This is a genomic window from Thalassotalea sp. PLHSN55, from assembly GCF_052030545.1.
In the GTDB taxonomy this organism is placed as follows: Bacteria; Pseudomonadota; Gammaproteobacteria; order Enterobacterales; family Alteromonadaceae; genus CANMXU01.
On record NZ_JBPDIH010000022.1, the window covers coordinates 1 to 3,147 of the forward strand.

2 protein-coding genes are annotated in these 3,147 nt (G+C 36.8%); one reads left to right on the top strand and one right to left on the bottom strand.

Going from position 1 to position 3,147, the window contains the following annotated elements:
* Positions 1-91 precede the first annotated feature (91 nt).
* Positions 92-466 carry a hypothetical protein gene (locus ACRRSQ_RS20470; protein ID WP_440877635.1) on the top strand — a complete coding sequence of 125 codons (375 nt, stop codon included), beginning with the start codon at positions 92-94 and terminating at the stop codon, positions 464-466.
* Between the two features lie 1,886 nt (positions 467-2,352).
* Here ACRRSQ_RS20470 and ACRRSQ_RS20475 read toward each other — a convergent pair.
* The coding region (locus tag ACRRSQ_RS20475; protein ID WP_440877636.1) for an IS110 family transposase at positions 2,353-3,147 on the bottom strand (795 nt) is incomplete at its 5' end.

Consider the following 3,147-nt stretch of genomic DNA (forward strand, 5'->3'; position numbering starts at 1 on the left):
CAAAAAACAGTTGGCTTTTGTTCACTACGTTCACTATTTTAGCCAACTATTTATTTGCCCATTAACAAGGGCGTTAGCTGCCTAGGAAAGTATGGAATTAATTTCTGACATTGTTAATGGATTCAACTTATCTGATAACGATTTAGTTTCTGATAGCTTTATTTCTGAGAATGAAGATTTAATGTGGATTAAATCCGAAATTAACTTAATGCATTACGTACCAAGTTATATGATTTGGTGCATAAAATATAATAACTCTGCTGATAATTTGGTTTGTGATTATACAATCAATGCGCTTGCTGAATATGGGCGTCGCAAAGAAACAAGCAGTAATTATTTAAACTTTAAGTCTAAATGTTCGCCTAAACAAACCGTAATTATTGTGCAGTTCCTAAATTGGTGTTTAAATAATTTATTAATTTGCGACAAAGAGCAAATTGAACGTTCAATAAAAAGGTGGCAATAGGCAGCTAACAAGCCAATTAAGTGGGACTAAAAACAGTTTGCTCGGTTTCGCTTCGCTACACATTTTAGCAAACTAATTTTTAGCCCCTTATTGGGGCGTTAGCAGGCAACGAAGTTTAAGGTTAAAAATTTTTAAGATTGGTTTCTTTTTCTCATCAACAAATTTGTAAACTCCATAAAAATTGAAAATTCATTTGCATTGTTCCGTTCTTTTCAGGTTCAATGTAAAAATTAAGTTTTGGTGTTACTTGTTAGTTTTTCAATAGTTGCCCGCTAACAAGTCATTCAACAGGACTAAAAAAGTTGGCTTTCGCTTCGCGATTATAGCCAATCTTTTTTAGCCTATTAATATAAGCGTTAACAGGCAACGAAGTTTAGGGTTAAAAAATTTTGAGATTGGTTTCTTTTTCTAATCAACAAATTTGTAAACTCCCTAAAAATTGAAAATTCATTTGCATTGTTCTGCCCTTTTCAGGTTCAATGTAAAAATTAAGTTTTGGTGTTACTTGTTGGCTTTTATGTAGTTGCCCGCTAACAAGTCATTCAACAGGACTAAAAAAGTTGGCTTTCGCTTCGCGATTGTAGCCAATCTTTTTTAGCCTATTAATGTAAGCGTTATCGGGCAACGAAGTTTAGGGTTAAAAATTTTTGAGATTAGTTTCTTTTTCTAATCAACAAATTTGCAACCCCCCTAAAAATTTAAAATTCATTTGCATTGTTCCGCCCTTTTCAGGTTCAATGTAAAAAATTAAGTTTTGGTGTTACTTGTTGGCTTTTAGGTAGTTGCCCGCTAACAAGTCATTCAACAGGACTAAAAAAGTTGGCTTTCGCTTCGCGATTATAGCCAATCTTTTTTAGCCTATTAATATAAGCGTTATGTGCTTTAACTAAGAGTTTTTAAAATAAAATAATTTAGGTGTGTTTCGCCATTGTTCGTTCAGGTGATATCACTAATAAGCTTTACGCAATTAAAGACACTTTTGCGGTAAAGCTATTAATTTATTTAAGTTTAGGTTTTAATGGCTCAAAGCAAATTCAGGTTAAGGGTAACTTCGCCGTAGTTTGGCAACAAACCTAAACCGAGCTGCACATAACAAGTTGTTCAACGGGACAAAAAATAGTTGGCTTTTGTTCACTTCGTTCACTAATTTTAGCCAACTATTTATTTGCCCATTAACAAGGGCGTTAGCAAGCTCAGGGAAATATGAGTAAATTTAAAGAGTACATTTCTTTTTCAAATAAATTCTCATGGACTATCACCAAGTATATTGCGATTGTTGTGACTATTGGGGCGTCTATAGATTTTTGGAATGCATATCAGGAAGTGGGCTTTAATATTATGTTCGAAAGACTCATTACTTTTTACAGCATATTCATACCGTTATGTTACGCATTGTTTTTCTTTATAGGCTTAGGTAAATTTCATATAGAGTATGGTTTTAAAAACAAAACCTGGGACGAGGACGGTTTTTTGTAAAGCTAGCTAACAAGGCAATAAAGCGGGAAAATTTACAGTTGGCTGTTTTCACTGCGTTCAACAATTTTAGCCAACTAATAAATTTCCCCTTATTGGGGCGTTGGTATGACTCCCCACGTCAACTTAAAAACACTGATCCCTGCTCAATAAATTAGAGCCATAATCTTTTCTTTTAAAATAAAATGAGTTAACGCATAGATGAAGCAAGTAAATTCGTCGGTTATCATGCTGATATTCGTGGATTATTAACCTAATGGCTAACAGCGCCTACCTTACTTGTTCCGTCGTGACACCTATTTTCAGTCTATGCTCGTGGTTCAACGTTACTTTCGTAACGTTGCCATCCTAACGCCCTCGGTTGTTGTGCCACATCCGATGCTTGATCCCATGCGCTAACTCAATACTTTTGCTCATGCGGGTAACCTTGATACGCGTGTACGTGGTTCGATTGGCGTTATCACCACCTCGCGTGATATTGACCAAATATAGGCGATCATTTCTCGCGCTATTGCCGTAACCACTACATTTCTATGTTTACCTTTTTGCATGAGGCGTTGATATCGACGACATAACCTCAGTTGGGCTTGCCATGCGATATCTACGATTTCTTTACTCAGTCCTTCTTGCCTTTTTTGAAGCTCGGTCGATATATTCGCTTTATATTTGTAGGTTTGAGCGCCTTCAATCAATAACCGTCTGGCGCGTCCATTACCACATTTCGTGATTTTACCTAACCGCCGCGAATCACCGCTGGAGCTTTCACTGGGCACTAACCCAAGGTAGGCCATTAATTTTCTGGGATGATCAAAACGTCGTAGATCCCCTAACTCGGCAATAGTCCCTACAGCTACCAGTAAGCGAACACCGCGCATCGCTTGTATGGCTTTAACGACTGGATAATATCGCCACTGTTTTACTTGGTGTTCCAGTTCATTCACTAAACGTTCTACTCGTTTAATACGTTCCGTTATCGTTTGTATCATTTCTTGTAGCACAATTTGTTGGCTTGGATGCGCTAAGACGATTTCGGTTAACCAACGTAAGTGTTTATTCGACCAATTATCGTTGACCTTACAAGTAATGTTATTCCTTAAAAACAAGCCTTTGAGTTGGTATTTCGCGTCTTTCAAATCTTTCATGGCGGTTTCACGGGCACGAGATAAATCACGTATGGCTTCATCTTCTGCTTCAGGCACATAAATAGT

Bases quoted from the DNA above. Each gene is read 5' to 3' on its own strand.
- ACRRSQ_RS20470 (WP_440877635.1), top strand. From the start codon at position 92: ATGGAATTAATTTCTGACATTGTTAATGGATTCAACTTATCTGATAAC.